Raw genomic sequence first — 13105 nt, forward strand, 5'->3', positions numbered from 1 at the left:
TCACCATCATAGCCAACTCGATTTGCGCGCCGCCATGGTGTGAATTGTAACAGCGCGACGAAGGCGTTCAGACCGATGCTGCCGCTCGTTTCACGCCGTCCGATCCGCTACAATCGGCGCGTGGCGGCCAAGGATGGACGCGATGACCGACGACAAGGCAGTCCCGCGGACGAGTGTAGCGGACAAGCTGTGGGCGGCAGGCGAAGCCTACGAGCCCTACGTGGGACGCTGGAGCCGGCTCGTCGCCGCAGACTTTCTCGATCAACTCGGCGTGCCCAAAGGCGCTCGCTGGCTGGACGTCGGCTGCGGCACCGGGGCGCTCAGCAGCGCCGTCCTCGAACGCTTCGGCCCTTCCTCCGTACTGGGCGTGGACCCCTCTGAGGCCTTCCTGGCCTATGCTCGACATCGGGTCACGGACAAGCGGGTAGAGTTTCGCCTGGGAGATGCACAGGCGTTGCCCGTCACGGACGATGAGTTCGACGTGGTGGTGAGCGGTCTCGTGCTGAACTTCGTGCCGGACCAAGCCAAGGCGGCTGCAGAGATGCGCCGCGCTGCCCGTCCGGGCGGGCGCGTCGCGGCTTACGTATGGGACTACGCTGAGGGCATGCAGATGATGCGTCGCTTCTGGGACGCAGCAGCCGCGCTCGACCCTGAGGGCGCCGGAGGGAAGGACGAAGCGCTGCGATTTGCGCTCTGCCGTCCCGACCCGCTGCGAGAATTGTTCGAGCGGGCGGGGCTAAGCAACGTGGAGGTGGCGGCAATCGAAGTGCCCACCGTCTTCCGCGACTTCGACGACTACTGGCGTCCCTTCCTGGCGGGCGGCGCCCCGGCGCCCGCCTATTGCATGTCACTTCCGGAGGACCGCCGAGCTGCTTTGCGCGAACATCTCCGCGCCTCCTTGCCCACAGAGCCCAACGGCAGCATCGGCCTCACGGCCCGCGCTTGGGCCGTTCAAGGAATCGCCTGAGCCGCGTCTACCCGCGCAGCAGCCCTGCCATTGGCGGTATCACGCCGCCTGTGAACGCGGCGTCAGCCCGAAGTGCATCGCCAGGATGCCGAGGCCAGCGACCAGCATGCCCCCTGCGATTGGCTGCGGCAGTGGCCTGCCGCTCCAGCCACGGCGTGCAGCCCATTCGCGCACCGACATCTCCAAGCCCACGACGAACCAGACGCAGGAGCCGGCGGGGCTGTCGTGCCCACCCAGCGCGTCGATAGCCCGCGCCACGCGTCGTCGTGCATCGACCTGCCGGACCGACATGGTGTCGGCGGTCGCGCCGCCGAGCCGCACGAACTGCGTGGTGGCAATGCCGTCCAGCGCGGCGGAGCGGAACAGCGTCCGGAAGATGCACCCCGCCTCGTGCATCTGCGGCGTGATAGTGCCGTTGAGGAGCATCTGGCCGAGCGTGTCCACAGCGCGACGATGCGCCACGGGCGTGCCGGTTTCAGGATCGGCGTCCCGCGTTGGCTCCGAAAAGTCGCCATGCTGCAACCGCCACTTCGATGGCTTCGCTAGGTCCTCGATCACCCGCTTCGGCTTGCGCTTACCGGCCATGATGGTTCTCCCCATTGCGACGCCCCCAGCGCCGATTGGCTTCGTTGATGATGGCTTGGCGCAGCCAGTCATCGGTGATCTCGGCCACAAGCAAAGCGGCCACGCCGTGCCGATGCCAAGCGGCGGCGCGCATGGCGTTCACCTCGCTGTCGCTGGTCGGGCTGCGCGTGCCACGGTCCAGGCAGGAGCGGGGCGGCAGCGGTGCGCCGTGCATGCTCATGCGCGGCCTCCCGTGGGCTCGGTCGCCCAGAGCAGCAGCGCGATGGCGTCCGCCTCGTTGTCATCGGTGGGGCGGAAGCCGCGGGCCTGGATGGCGGCGACCATCTTCGCTTTGTCGGCATTGCCCTTGCCGGTGGCGAAGCGCTTGATCGTCCCGACCGGAACCCCCTCGTAGGGGACCTCGTGTTCCTCGCACCAGGCAGTGAGCGTAGCGAGGAAGCCGCCGTAAACGTGGCTGGCGTCGGTACCGGCGTGCCGGCGCACCTCTTCGAATACGATCCGCGCCACACCGCCGGACAGGGCGGCGACCTCGGCCAGCCATCCGCGGAAACGCAGGAAGCGCATCCCGCCACCCTCGAACCGGGTCGGCTTGAAGGTCATGGTGCCGGAGGTGATGCCGCCGTCACGCGACCGCAGGGCCCAGCCGGCGGTGGTGCCAAGATCGAGGGCGAGCACGGCGTGATGCGCCAGGCTGATCGCGGGCGGGAGGGCGATGGGCGGGCCGCTTGCATGCGTGGCGGGCATAGGGAGAGTCGCAAGAGCCATGATGGTCTCCGAGAGGGGATGATCGTGGTGAGGGCGGCGACGGCGCGGTTCTTGGCGGAGCTCGCCGTCGTCGCCCGGCTTCGAGGAACTGATCGAGGTGCCGGCGGCGCTCGGGCGATCGGGCCTCGACGCTGCCGGAGGCTGGCCGTCCAACCCCGTCCAACCTGGCTCGCCCAGGTTGGACAGGAATTTCGATTACTAATCAGTGGGTTGGCGTGATCCGTCCAACCTGTCCAACCTGCCGACCATCTCCCTAAACCCGTATAGGAGAATGTATGTCTGGCCGACCTACACCCTTCGCATATGGCTCTAAGGGAAAAGGTTGGACAGGTTGGACAACGACGGCGTGACACGCGGAAAGTCCCAGAAGACCTGGACTTCCGGCTGTCCAACCTCCGCCGAGCAGGTTGGACAAGGTTGGACGAGGTTGGACAGCGGACCGGCCGCGTCATGGCACCGGCATCCCGGGCGCCACGTATCGCCATTCACGAGGTGAGGTCCTCGTCCGATACTTCACCCACTTCCTCGCGCGGAAGAACGCCCCGATGCGCATCTGGTCGGCGCGCGTCCATTTGGCGGCCTCGATGCCGAGCGCCTGTTCAAGCACCTCGCCGATCGAGACATCGGTCAGCGGCTTCTGCCGCGGCACGTAGCGATCCTGCCAATCCTCGTGTTGCCCAAAGCCAACATTGACCGGGTGCCTTTCGCAGGCCAGCCAGCGCTCAATGCGCCCATCCCACGCGTCGCCCTGGTAGCGCTCCTCCTGCGCGGCGCTTGCCTCGGCAACCACTGCCCGGTCTTCGATCCACCATGGTGCGCCGGCGCGATAGCGAACGATGGCCTCGGCCCAGAGCTGGTCGCGATCGCGATGCAGCCCGTCGAGGTCGATGTCGCCACAGCGCACCGGCCAAAAGCGCCGATTGCCGGTCTCATCGCGCAGGTAGGTGTCCGGGTTCACCGTTCCGGCGAGCACGCATTGCCGCGGCACAGTCACGACGTACCGCTCATAGGGAGGGCGGTATCGATCGGTCGTGCGGCTAAGGAAGGCCTTGATGCGGGAGACATCAGCCTGGCCCATTGCGTCGAGCTCGGCCATCTCGATGATCCACACGCCCCGCATCTGCTGCGCGGCGTCTTTCGATCCCAGTTCGGCAAGTTCGTCGGTGAACCAGGGCTCCGAAGCCAGGACCTTCAGCGCCGTTGATTTCCGGATACCCTGCGGCCCCTCCAGGATGAGCATGTGGTCGGCCTTGCAGCCGGGCTGCATGATCCGCGCGACGGCGGAGATCATCCACAGCGACGCCATGGCACGGTTCAGGCGCGTGTCGGCTGCGCCGAGATAGGTCAATGCCCAGGCTTCGAGCCGCGGTGTGCCGTCCCAGGCGAGCGCATTGAGATAGTCCCGCACGGGGTGCAGGCGGACATTGCGGGCCACCGCCACGACGCTGCGGCCGACCACGACGGGTGGCACATTGATCTCGTGGCGCTGGAGCCATTCGGCGCAGCGGACATCGTCTGCATCGCCCCACGGGCGCGGCAGCGCGATCTCGGTGCCCTCCCAGGGCAGCGAGCGGGTGATCATGATCTCTTGGCTGAACTCGTCGAATGCCAGTGCGCCGGCGAACGCGGGATCCAGGGACAGGGCCGTTATGACGTTGGCCTCGTTGCGCTCAGGGATGCCGCTGAGGTCGAGGCGCAGCAGAGAGGACCAGCGCGGCCGGATCGGCGCGGTGTGGACATCGCCGGTGGCATTCAGCCGGCGGCGAAGTTCCGTCAGTTGCTTTTCCAGGATGGAGACGGCGATGCCCGTGGCGGACTTCACCGCGGCAAGGACCTGCCGTTCGGGGAGCGGCTCCAGCCGCGCTGTCACCAATCGGCCGAGCAGCGTCGACAGCGGCGCCATATCCGGTGGATTCGTCAGCGCCGATGCCGCGGCGAGCATGTCGTCCAGCGTGGCGGTGTCAGCGGGCAGCGCGCCTGCTTCAGCTGGAGACGCTGTTGCCGGCTCCGCATAGTGCTCGGCCGTCACGCCCTGCCGCAGGTCGTCGTTGAAGTCGTCGCCATGCAGCGGCGCGACGATTCGTGAAGGGATATTGGCGAGGTTCAGCTGGTCCGCCAGCGTGGCCGCGGCCTGCATGCCCGGCAGGCCGGCATCGGCGAAGATGGTGACGTGAGTGGTGCCGTCCGGCCGCCGCCAACGGCGCAGCCCATCTGCGGAGAGCGCAGCCATGGTCGGCACGCCGAAGATCGCCAGCGCCGAGAGCGCGGTCTCGATGCCCTCGGCAACGCCAATCCGGCCGTCGGCGGGGAACGGCGCCAGGCGCACTGCGCCGCCGGCCACGGGCCCCAGCATCTTTTTCCCCGGCGGCGCCTTCGCAGAGCCGTCGTCCAGCAGGTAGGTGCGATGGATGCCGCCGGTGGGCTCGCCGGCGCCATCACGGACGACTGCCACCATCCCCGCCCAGCCACGCTTCGTCTCGAAGTCAGGGAGGTCCGGGTGGAACAGCAGGTCGGGGCTGTCCGGCACCTCCAGCCCGCGGCCGCGCAGATAGGTCTCGGCCACCGTGCCGACGAGCGTCTGGCAGCCTTCCAGCAAGCGCGCCACCTCGCGGCTATGGTCTGGCCTCGGCTCCTGCGGCCGCTGGCTCGCCGCCGACCGCTCCATATGGGCAAGCCGCGCGGCCTCGGCGAAGAGCCGCGCCTCCGTCAGCCCCGTCGCGTGATAGACCATGTCGATCGGCCCGGCGCTTTCGCCGGTTGCATGGTCAAATCCCCATCCCGCAAAGCGACCCTCGAGGTGCAGGACGCAGGATCCCTCGCCACGGGGGCGGCGGCCGGACAGATCGGCGCAGCGCAGCGTCTTCCGGTCCTGGGAGCGGACCGCCTGCGGGAACAGCGCCGGCAGCCAGTTCCGCGCCGTGTCCGCGAGCCTGCGACGGACCTCGGCCAGGTCATGCCGAACTGGCAGCATGGGCCCGGCATCGTTGAGGTCGATGCATGCTGGTGCGGTGGCGGCGGGATGGGGTTCGGCGTTCATGCCAGGATCACCAGGCCCTGCTCGGCGCGGGTGATCGTGGTGTAGAGCCAGCGACGGCGATCGAGCTCCGTGCGGCCGAGACCATCGTCCCAGACCACCACGTTCTCCCACTGCGAGCCCTGGCTCTTGTGGCCGGTGATGGCCCAGCCGAAGGTCGCCTCGGTCAGCGCGCGCTTGGTCTTCCAGTCGCGGTCGTGGCGCTGCTTGTCGAAGGCGATGTGATCTTCGAAGTGTCCCTTGTAGATGCGCAGTCGACCGCGGCTGCCGTCCTGCTGCGGCGGCCCGATGCGATTACCGTCCTCATCGGTCACCACCGCCGAGAAGTAGTGGGTCCCCTCGTCGACGACGGCGTCGAGCGAGAGGAACATGCCGTTGATCAGCCCGAGGTCGTTCTGGTTCTTCAGGCAGACGATCTTCTCGGCCGGGCCGGTTGGCAGCGAGCCTGGCCCAAAGCCGGCAGCCTGACGCATGGCGTTGTTCAGCTGCAGGCGCGTCGCGTTCATGCCGCAGATGACCTGGCCACCGCGGAGCGCCTGCTCCGGCGTCACGTCGGATTTGCGCATCTTCCAGACGTGGGTGTCGTACTGCCCGAAGCCGATCGCCACGCCCTTGCGGGCCATGGTCGCGAGGCGGATGATGGCGCTCTCCGCGGCCTGGCGGTGGATCTCGGTGAGCATGATGTCAGGCGCGTCCTTCGTGAACGCGCCTTCGCCCTGGATGGGTGGAAGCTGGCCGGGATCGCCGAGGACCAGGATCGGCTTACCGAAGCTCATCAGGTCGCGCGCCATGTCCTCGCCGACCATCGAGACCTCATCGAGCACGATGAGCCTCGCATGCGCCGCGTCGCTCTTTGGGTTCAGCGCGAAGCGGGGCCGCTTCATCTCGGAGACGGCCTGGCGCATCACCTCGATCGTCGCCTCGGCGGTGGTGCGGTCGAAGCCCGAGAGCTGTCGCGCGCTGGCCATCGCCTCGGTGATCTTCTTCTCGGCGGCCTCGACTTCCTCCTCGGTCGCCTCGATGACGCTGTAGATCAGGCTGTGGATGGTGCGCGCCGGCGTGCCCTTGCGGCGCAGGACCAGCGCGGCCTTGCCGGTGAAGGTGGCGGTGACGACGCCGGACACGCAGCCTTCTCCATCACCGCCGTCGCGATGCGGCTCGAGGCCGAGCTCCTCCAGCGCAAACTTCAGGACAGTCGATTTGCCGGTGCCCGCAAAGCCGAACAGGCGGAACACCTGCTGCTTCTCGGTGCCGTGCTCGAACCATGCCCGGATCGCAGCGATGGCGCGGTGCTGGGTGTCGGAGGGTGTGATGTCGTTCATGCCGGCGCCTCCCAGCAGCGCGCCGCATAGGGACAGAAGCGGCAGAGGTAGAAATCGGCGCGCGCGGCGATGCGCGGCGGCAATTCGCCGGCGTCAGCAGCGCGGAGGATGTCGACGGCGCGATCGGACAGGCGCTGTGCCTCGGCTGCGTCGAAGGGCACCGCCTCGTGGTGCAGCGCCAGCGTGTCGCGGTTCAGCGCCGTGAGCAGCGCCACCTCGAGCTCGAAGTAGGCCATATAGAGCTGCACCTGCGCGAAGTAGACCGGCTTGGACTGGCGCAGGCCGTGCTTGACCAGGTCGTTCCACGACTTCTGGCCGAGGGCTTTGTGCTCCCAGAGAGAGGGCCACCGGATGCCGACATCGGGACCCGCGACGATGACGCCATCGGCATGGCCGCGCAGCTTTCCGCCCGCGGCGGCAAAGCCGAACTGCTCGCCATCGGCGCCGCGATCACGCAGGTCGAAACCCGCCTGGCGCAGCCAGCGGATGGACAAGGTCTCGAACTGGTGCCCGGCATCGAAGACGCGGAGGATGCTGCCGTCGAAATCGCGGCCCGCATCCTTCGGCGCGTGCGCCACCTCGTAGATCAGCTTGCGCGCGCAGGCCTCGCCGATGCGGCTGCCGCCGAGATAGTCACGCGGTCGCTGCTCGCGGTTCCGCGCGATCAGCGCGGCATCGACATGCGCGTTGATCCTCGCGGTGGTGTCGGCGGCGCCGTGCACGACGCGTCCATAGACCAGGCCGGATTGATGATTGAGGTCGAGGACCATGATCATCCTCAAAACGGGAGAGGGTCGTCGAGCGGATCCCGCTCGGCAGCCTGGCGCTGCATCGAGGCCTGGAAGCCATCGACGCATGCCTCGATGATGCGATCGATCTCCGCCGCGCTGCGGTCGTGGAACGGCGCCATGAGGTTCAGCTCGACCAGCACTTCCGCGAGCGGCCGGCGCGCGTCCTTCACCGCGCGTGCCTCCATGGGTGTCTTGTCGATCACGCCGCCGCTCCGCCGCGCCAGCGCGCTGCCGGCGTCGCAGCAGCGCATCGAGCAGAAGGACAGCTTTGGGTGGATGCCGAGCCGCATCTCGTGCACGTAGCCGAAGCCCTTCGCCTCACGTCGGCACAGCGCGCAGGTGAGCCGTCGGACCTGATCTGCGGGCGTGCAGCCGGGAAGCGGCGCTGGCGCTGGCGCTGCCACCGCGGCACGCGGCGGTGCCGACCGCGCCCAGCGGCGACGAACCACCGACGCATCACCCGTTCAACCAAGCCGGGCCGCCCATGGCCGGCGCAGTGAGAGACGGTTCTGCGGGCTGAGGCGCCACGGGGGCGGGACTGGTGGCAGCGGGGCGCTCCCACATGCGGGGCGCGGCCGCAGATGGCGTCGCTGCGCCCGGGGCGGCCCAGGCGGGCGGTGTGGTTGCAGTCGCGGCGGGCGGACGCGCCGACCGGTTGCTGGGCTGCGCCGGCACGGCCTCGCCCGCCATGACCCGCGCGTATTCCGGCTCGCCCGGCAGCACGACGCGGTCCAGCCGGTTGCTGTCGGAATACCGGGGGTCGCTGGCGGGCTCGACGCGCACCTTGGCCGCGAAGGTGATGCCGTGCAGATCGGACAGACCGCGCAGCATGCGCCTGGCCTTCGCCGCCTCGCTCATATCCTGCGAGTCCAGCCCGAGCGCGCTGTCGATCATCGCCCGGAAGACCCCTTTCGAGATCTTCCAGCCGATCGAGACACCCTGCTCGTCCACCTTCCCGCCGATGACGGTGAAGGTCTGCCAGAACTTCCGGCGGATGTGCGGGCCGGCCGTGACCGTAAACTCGCAGTCCAGCATCTTCACGTCGCTGCCAGGAGTCTTGGTGGCCTTGAGCAGGCCGCGATCGGCCTCGCCCTGGCCGTCCAGCCCGCCCTTGCGGAGGTGCATGGTCACCTTCACGAAGCTGCCGTCCGGGATGAGGTCAGAGCCACGCGGCAACTCGGCATCGTTCATGTCGTAGGTCATGGCATCACCCCTGGCTGGTGCTGGTGGCGTTGATCTTGCGGAGGAGCGCGGCGAGGTCGGCCGGCTCCGTCTCATCGAGACGGCCGGATCGATCCTTCGCGGGCAGGCCGAAGCTGTTGCCGGCACGGCAGACGAGGCGACGCTCGGTCCCGCGCTCGGGATCGTGGCGCCAGGCATCGCCCTCACGGGAGAACAGCGCCATCGTCACTACCTGGTCGACGATGCCGGGCAGTTCGCGCGCCGCCTTGCCGCCTTCCATCTGCGGCTGCCAGGTCACCTTGCCGAACTCGTCGGTCACCTTCTCCAGGATGCCGACCATGATCGTGGTCTTGCCCGGCGCGTGCTGCAGGTGCTTCAGCAGGCCAATAACCTCGCGAGCGAGCAGGCCATAGGCGCCGCGGGTGTCGGGCTTGCCGGTCTTGTCGGAGAAGGCCTCGGGGCGGTTCTTGGCCCAGGCCATGGCCTGCCGCGTGAGGTCGGTGATCGAGTCCAAGAACACGATCGACTTGCCGGTGATCAGCCGCACCAGGTCAGGATGCGCCGCGGCGAGATGCTGATAGTGCCCTTCCGAGAAGAAGCCCGTCGGATCGGCCGCTGGGTTCACGCCCCCGACAAGGCAGGCGATGTCGATGGCATCCTCGAAGCAGCGCACGGGGATGCTGTCGCCGCGCCAGTCCTGCACCGATTTCAGGCCGGCCTCGAGGTCGATGCAGATGGTCTCCGCCGCCGGCAGGGTCTTGAGCTGGGTGGTCTTGCCGACGCCGCTGGGGCCGAACAGCGCGAGGGTGGTCTTGTTGGCCGCGCGCGACAGGCGCTCATCGGCCGTGACGATACGCAGCGCCATCAGCCGATCCCCCCGAAGGTCGAAGGGGCACCGGCATGCGGGCTGTCGCGTCGCTCCGTCTCCGAGAGGATGGTTAGCCGGTAGGTGGGCTTGCCCGTCCGCACGGTCCGCGCCGGCTCGAAGGCGCTGCGAATACGCTCCGGCCAGGCGGCATAGGCGCGCTCGGCCACCTTGAAGCTGACCTCGACATACTCGCCGGGGTCCTCACCCCCGGCGCGGATCTGCTCCGCGAGCGCGGTGAGCCGGCGCTGATCCCATTCGACCTTCTTCGGGAGATCGGCTGTGACCTCCACCGTCCCGTCCACGAAGCGGACCGTGCCGGTGTCCTTCCCGGCTGCGGCACGAGCACCGATGGCACGCTGCTCGTAGCGCATCGCGATGGCGCCCTCGATCCAGTCGAGCGCCCGCTTCGCGATGTCGAGGCGGGAGCGCGCCTGCTCCTGCAGCAGGGCGAGATGCTCGGCCGGGAGATCGATCACCTGGCCGATCGGCAACAGGCGCATATCGTCGATCGTCGGGTGATTGCGGCGGGTGGCATCCATCACGCCGCCTCCCGCAGCCGCAGGCACGCCGGAGGCGCAGCAACACGTGAGCGCTGCTGGCGCGGCCGGGGCCGCACGATGACGAGATAGGCGAAACATTCCGGCCCGACACGACGCTGGGCCAGGTGCGCCCACCCGGCATCGGCCAACCGCCAGGCGTAATCGGCGGTGGCATCGAGTTCGATGCGCTGCTCTGGCGACAGCCGCGAGGCGAGTCGATCACGGTCGCGCGCCAGCATACCGACGAAGTAGGTGATGGCATCGCCGGGCGCGGCGGCAGTGACACGATCGCAGAGCGCGTTGGCATCGACGACAGTATCGAGCCAATCGTGCATCTCGGTGTTGGAAAGACGGCTGACGGCAAGCGGAGGGATGACGATGACGTTCATCGACGGGGTATCCTTTCGACGCATTGTGCTGCTGCTTGGTATCTACCGATCGAGCTCGCGATTTTTCCCACGGGCGTGAGACGCGACGCTGAGACCGCCGGCACGGAGCCACAGGCGCAGTTCATCGACCGTGCGGTAGAAGGCGGAACAGGAGCGACCACTCCCACGCTGCGCGCTGGCGACGTCGCCGTGTGTCGACATCAGCAGCAGTAGTGTCTCCCGCGGCAGTGCCGGCAGGTCGTCGAGCAGGGTGTCCAGATCGACGCGGCGCGCCATGGCGGCGTCCTCGTCGCACGGCCCCGGTTGCGTCGCTGAGGTGAGGGACATTGCCGCGTCGAGGTCGAGGAGATCGAGCGGAACCATGGTCACCCGGCTCGGATGGCTGTCGGCCCGCAGACGGTCGGCCACGACGTGCCGTGCCAGTAGCCCAACGAAGGCTGCCCAATTCGCCTGACCGGCATCGAAGTGCCGGGCGCGTTCGACGATGGCGAGCAGGATGTCCTGGCTCAAATCCTCGCGGTCTGCCCGCCCATGGCGACCGCACCGTGCCCAACGGGCGGCATGGCGGTCGGCTGCATCAAGTGCGGCGCGGGTATGATGATCGTCCCATTCGGAGTGATGGTGGGCGTCTATGGGGTGTTGATCGAGCAAGGTCAGATCCTCGGTCTGGGCAATGTGGCGACACCCAGACCGCAGCACGTCGCTCGCCGGGGCGACGAGGCGCAACGGGGCCAAATGGGGCAGAGGCGCCGGCCGAGGATTTCGGCACCGACGTTATTTCAATAGTTTAGGCCGGAAACGCCTCGGCTTTCGGACACAGCGGGGCGGAATTCGGATTTCCGCACCCCGTCATTCACGCGACGCTGGACTCCCGCATGGCAGCGAACATAATAAGAACATTGCCGTTGACGAAACCGTTCACTCCATAGGACCCCCGTCCGATGTCCATTGCCGTGCACTACCCGTGTCATTCAGGGTCGGGCGCCCCGCGCGCCCTTTCCGTGGCCGCCATCCGGGCGGTGGCCGCCCAGGTGCGCCAGCAGATCGCCCGCGAACCCGACAGCCTGGCCGTGACCGTCGCGGCACTGCTGCAGGCCGGCCAGGGTGTGGCGGTGAATGGTCGGACGATCGGCGTGGTCTGGGACCTGGCGCACTCGTTGCGTGACGAAGGGGGGCGGCGGGTGCTCGGCATCTGCGATACCGATCCGGAGGAGCCCGACTGCGCCTTTGTCTCGGTGAATGCGGAGCTGACGGAGCATCGGCCGGATCTCGCGCTCAGCACCGCCGCGCACGAGTTCGGCCATGTGCTGTTCGACGTGCCGGCAGCCTTGCAGACCGGGATGCGCCGGTTCCGGGCGGTCGCTGCGGACGCGGCGGCGCTCGATCGGGTCGGTCGCAGTGCGGAAGGGCGCGCCAACGAGTTCATGGGCGCGCTACTGGCACCGCCCGTCGCCCTGCACACGCGGCTGCTTGCTCATGCGCGCAGCGAAGGTCTGCGGTTCGCGCGCGGGCCGCATCAGGGGCGCCCCGGTAGCCCGATTCTAGCCGCTGGTAATCCAGTGGATGGCCTTGCCGGCGTTCTGGCGGCGCTGGCCGGCGATTTCGGCGTGTCGGAGCGATTCATCGCTGTGCGCCTCGCGCGCTACGGGCTGCTGGAGGGAAGCGTGCCATGAGCTTTGGTGCGGTGGTCCGCGACAAGCGCAAGGCGCTTGGCATTGGACTCAATGATTTCTCCGAACGACTCGGCATCTCGCCGGCCTATTGGTCGCGCATCGAGCGCGGTCATGAGAAGCCGCCGCGGGACGAGCTGATCGAGCGCGCCGCGGCCATCCTCGGTGAGCGGCTGGATGATCTGTTCGTCCAGGCCGAGCGGCTGCCCCCCGATATGCGGCGGGACATGGGCAAGGTGGTGCTGGCCTATCGGCGCATGCGGGCCATCGGTTTTCGGTGATGGAGAGGACGATGGTCGCGCGCGCACATCGCAAGCCGTTCTATCGGCTGGAGGAAGTCTGCGAGGGATGGGGCATGTCCATCTGGGACGTCGCTGCCTATGCGATCGAGAAGGAGCTTGTTGTCTCGATCGTGGCTGCCGGCGTGCTGGTCCGGGGGGGTATCCTGGATCAGTCCGCGGATGGGGCCCCCTGCCGCATCTCCAACGGGGAACGGCTGCTGAGCGGCCTGGTCGACCTGCATGGCGATGACGCGTGGATGATCCTGCAGCGCGGCTTGCATCGGGTGCATCGGTTTGTCGCCGACCCCGGCGAGTACCTCGAACCGTGCACCTCCGCCGGTGAGCCAGATCCAATCGAGGTCCTGGTGCAGGAGTTGGTCGTGCGCCACCCCGAGCGGGTGCGTTTCGAGGCGGCGCAGGAGCTATCGCCGAAGACCGAAGACACCGCACCGTCCCCCGTTCTCATTCTGCCACCTAGGCCGCGCGGTGCGCAGGCGACGCACGATTGGGAGGCGTGCTGGGTGGAGACCTGCCGCACGCTGTATTTCGACGGCGCGCCCGAGAGCTTGTCGGCGTTGGTCCGGCGTCTGCAGGACTGGTTCGCGGCGGAGGGCAAGAAGGTCCCCGACGAGAGCACGCTCAAGAAGAAGCTCAAGGCGCTGTGGCGGGTGTTCGCGCCGGAGGCTGAGCGGAAGTCGGCGTGAGGCGGCGC

16 protein-coding genes are annotated in these 13105 nt (G+C 68.2%); 4 read left to right on the plus strand and 12 right to left on the minus strand.

Annotated elements, in window-relative coordinates:
* Positions 1–142: 142 nt before the first annotated feature.
* Complete coding sequence (locus IEY36_RS06290; RefSeq protein WP_188966046.1) at positions 143–967, plus strand: class I SAM-dependent methyltransferase; 825 nt, start codon at positions 143–145, stop codon at positions 965–967.
* A gap of 39 nt (positions 968–1006) precedes the next feature.
* On the opposite strand, the gene IEY36_RS06295 is transcribed toward IEY36_RS06290, so the two are convergent.
* From IEY36_RS06295 to IEY36_RS06350, 12 genes are all read right to left on the minus strand, one after another.
* Positions 1007–1552 carry a hypothetical protein gene (locus tag IEY36_RS06295; RefSeq protein WP_188966047.1) on the minus strand — a complete coding sequence of 182 codons (546 nt, stop codon included), beginning with the start codon at positions 1550–1552 and terminating at the stop codon, positions 1007–1009.
* The gene (locus IEY36_RS06300; protein ID WP_188966048.1) at positions 1542–1772 is read right to left on the minus strand and encodes a hypothetical protein; all 231 of its coding nucleotides are present in this window, start codon (positions 1770–1772) and stop codon (positions 1542–1544) included. Before IEY36_RS06300 ends, IEY36_RS06295 begins: the two co-directional genes overlap by 11 nt.
* Positions 1769–2317: a crossover junction endodeoxyribonuclease RuvC gene (locus IEY36_RS06305; RefSeq protein WP_188966049.1), complete on the minus strand. Its 549-nt coding sequence runs from the start codon at positions 2315–2317 to the stop codon at positions 1769–1771. Before IEY36_RS06305 ends, IEY36_RS06300 begins: the two co-directional genes overlap by 4 nt.
* Before the next feature lie 448 nt (positions 2318–2765).
* Positions 2766–5048: a VapE domain-containing protein gene (locus IEY36_RS06310; protein WP_229681169.1), complete on the minus strand. Its 2283-nt coding sequence runs from the start codon at positions 5046–5048 to the stop codon at positions 2766–2768.
* A 302-nt stretch (positions 5049–5350) separates the two neighbouring features.
* Positions 5351–6673: an ATP-dependent DNA helicase gene (locus tag IEY36_RS06315; RefSeq protein WP_188966050.1), complete on the minus strand. Its 1323-nt coding sequence runs from the start codon at positions 6671–6673 to the stop codon at positions 5351–5353.
* On the minus strand, positions 6670–7443 hold the full coding sequence (locus IEY36_RS06320) for a hypothetical protein (RefSeq protein ID WP_188966051.1): 774 nt from the start codon (positions 7441–7443) through the stop codon (positions 6670–6672). Before IEY36_RS06320 ends, IEY36_RS06315 begins: the two co-directional genes overlap by 4 nt.
* Before the next feature lie 8 nt (positions 7444–7451).
* Entirely contained in the window at positions 7452–7913 is a 462-nt protein-coding gene (locus IEY36_RS06325) for a DUF6511 domain-containing protein (RefSeq protein ID WP_229681170.1), read from the minus strand.
* Between the two features lie 7 nt (positions 7914–7920).
* Entirely contained in the window at positions 7921–8667 is a 747-nt protein-coding gene (locus tag IEY36_RS06330) for a hypothetical protein (RefSeq protein WP_188966052.1), read from the minus strand.
* Between the two features lie 4 nt (positions 8668–8671).
* The gene (locus IEY36_RS06335; protein WP_188966053.1) at positions 8672–9511 is read right to left on the minus strand and encodes an ATP-binding protein; all 840 of its coding nucleotides are present in this window, start codon (positions 9509–9511) and stop codon (positions 8672–8674) included.
* Positions 9511–10053, minus strand: coding sequence for a hypothetical protein (locus tag IEY36_RS06340; protein WP_188966054.1), 543 nt, complete (start codon positions 10051–10053; stop codon positions 9511–9513). The genes IEY36_RS06335 and IEY36_RS06340 overlap by 1 nt, the downstream gene beginning before the upstream one ends.
* Positions 10053–10442, minus strand: coding sequence for a hypothetical protein (locus tag IEY36_RS06345; protein WP_188966055.1), 390 nt, complete (start codon positions 10440–10442; stop codon positions 10053–10055). Before IEY36_RS06345 ends, IEY36_RS06340 begins: the two co-directional genes overlap by 1 nt.
* 42 nt (positions 10443–10484) lie before the next feature.
* A complete protein-coding gene (locus IEY36_RS06350; protein ID WP_188966056.1) occupies positions 10485–11093 on the minus strand; it encodes a sigma-70 family RNA polymerase sigma factor in 609 nt (202 codons plus the stop codon).
* A 290-nt stretch (positions 11094–11383) separates the two neighbouring features.
* Here IEY36_RS06350 and IEY36_RS06355 point away from each other — a divergent pair, with 290 nt between their 5' ends.
* Genes IEY36_RS06355 through IEY36_RS06365 form a run of 3 tightly spaced genes read left to right on the plus strand, consistent with a single transcriptional unit; the run spans position 11384 to position 13097 of the window.
* Positions 11384–12115, plus strand: a complete 732-nt coding sequence (locus IEY36_RS06355; RefSeq protein ID WP_188966057.1) for an ImmA/IrrE family metallo-endopeptidase — start codon at positions 11384–11386, stop codon at positions 12113–12115.
* Positions 12112–12393, plus strand: coding sequence for a helix-turn-helix domain-containing protein (locus IEY36_RS06360; protein ID WP_188966058.1), 282 nt, complete (start codon positions 12112–12114; stop codon positions 12391–12393). Before IEY36_RS06355 ends, IEY36_RS06360 begins: the two co-directional genes overlap by 4 nt.
* 11 nt (positions 12394–12404) lie before the next feature.
* Positions 12405–13097, plus strand: a complete 693-nt coding sequence (locus tag IEY36_RS06365; protein WP_188966059.1) for a hypothetical protein — start codon at positions 12405–12407, stop codon at positions 13095–13097.
* Positions 13098–13105 lie beyond the last annotated feature (8 nt).

The organism is Neoroseomonas lacus, from assembly GCF_014644535.1.
In the GTDB taxonomy this organism is placed as follows: Bacteria; Pseudomonadota; Alphaproteobacteria; order Acetobacterales; family Acetobacteraceae; genus Neoroseomonas; species Neoroseomonas lacus.

Excerpts from the sequence above, each read along its gene's own strand:
- IEY36_RS06305 (WP_188966049.1), bottom strand. The coding sequence starts at position 2,317 with ATGGCTCTTGCGACTCTCCCTATGCCCGCCACGCATGCAAGCGGCCCG.
- IEY36_RS06310 (WP_229681169.1), bottom strand. The coding sequence starts at position 5,048 with ATGGTCTATCACGCGACGGGGCTGACGGAGGCGCGGCTCTTCGCCGAG.
- IEY36_RS06320 (WP_188966051.1), bottom strand. The coding sequence starts at position 7,443 with ATGGTCCTCGACCTCAATCATCAATCCGGCCTGGTCTATGGACGCGTC.
- IEY36_RS06360 (WP_188966058.1), top strand. The coding sequence starts at position 12,112 with ATGAGCTTTGGTGCGGTGGTCCGCGACAAGCGCAAGGCGCTTGGCATT.
- IEY36_RS06295 (WP_188966047.1), bottom strand. The coding sequence starts at position 1,552 with ATGGCCGGTAAGCGCAAGCCGAAGCGGGTGATCGAGGACCTAGCGAAG.
- IEY36_RS06315 (WP_188966050.1), bottom strand. The coding sequence starts at position 6,673 with ATGAACGACATCACACCCTCCGACACCCAGCACCGCGCCATCGCTGCG.
- IEY36_RS06365 (WP_188966059.1), top strand. The coding sequence starts at position 12,405 with ATGGTCGCGCGCGCACATCGCAAGCCGTTCTATCGGCTGGAGGAAGTC.
- IEY36_RS06335 (WP_188966053.1), bottom strand. The coding sequence starts at position 9,511 with ATGGCGCTGCGTATCGTCACGGCCGATGAGCGCCTGTCGCGCGCGGCC.
- IEY36_RS06330 (WP_188966052.1), bottom strand. The coding sequence starts at position 8,667 with ATGACCTACGACATGAACGATGCCGAGTTGCCGCGTGGCTCTGACCTC.
- IEY36_RS06345 (WP_188966055.1), bottom strand. The coding sequence starts at position 10,442 with ATGAACGTCATCGTCATCCCTCCGCTTGCCGTCAGCCGTCTTTCCAAC.
- IEY36_RS06300 (WP_188966048.1), bottom strand. The coding sequence starts at position 1,772 with ATGAGCATGCACGGCGCACCGCTGCCGCCCCGCTCCTGCCTGGACCGT.
- IEY36_RS06355 (WP_188966057.1), top strand. The coding sequence starts at position 11,384 with ATGTCCATTGCCGTGCACTACCCGTGTCATTCAGGGTCGGGCGCCCCG.
- IEY36_RS06340 (WP_188966054.1), bottom strand. The coding sequence starts at position 10,053 with ATGGATGCCACCCGCCGCAATCACCCGACGATCGACGATATGCGCCTG.
- IEY36_RS06290 (WP_188966046.1), top strand. The coding sequence starts at position 143 with ATGACCGACGACAAGGCAGTCCCGCGGACGAGTGTAGCGGACAAGCTG.